Annotated in this window: 1 protein-coding gene; it reads left to right on the top strand. The window is 62.1% G+C overall.

The genetic code is table 11. The features are described from left to right. On the top strand, positions 1 to 483 hold a 483-nt coding region (locus AACY52_RS30510), incomplete at both ends, for a hypothetical protein (protein ID WP_339561416.1).

Below are 483 nucleotides of genomic sequence, written 5' to 3' on the forward strand. Positions count from 1 at the left end.
GCGTTCTCTCACGCCACAGGAGGAGCAGCTTGCGCTGACATATGCCGCGTTCGTTGAGCACGCCTGGTCGCCAAAGGATAACCGCGTTCATAATTTCATGGGGTTCGACCGCACATGGCTCGACGATGCGGGAGTCGACGACGCGCATGGTCGCACGGTCTGGGCACTGGGCGCGGTCGCAATGCGAAAAGACGATCGATTCCTGGACGGATGGGCCGCCGCGCGCTTGCTGGAGATGGCACCTGCGTTGGTAGCGCTGACCACGCCGCGCGCCTGGGCCTACGGGCTGCTCGGCATCTCAAAACTTCTCCGGCGCTTCCCAGGCCATCGCAACCTGGAGCAGCTGCGAGGAGAACTGTCCAATCGCTTGCTCCAACGTTGGTGTGACGCAGCTGCGCCCGACTGGGTCTGGTTCGAAGACAGGCTCGGCTATGATAATGCCCGATTGTGTGAAGCTCTCATCGAAAGCGGGCATGACACCGG

Origin of the sequence: Pseudomonas sp. EA_65y_Pfl1_P113, from assembly GCF_963970525.1 — a bacterium.
GTDB lineage: Bacteria > Pseudomonadota > Gammaproteobacteria > Pseudomonadales > Pseudomonadaceae > Aquipseudomonas > Aquipseudomonas tritici.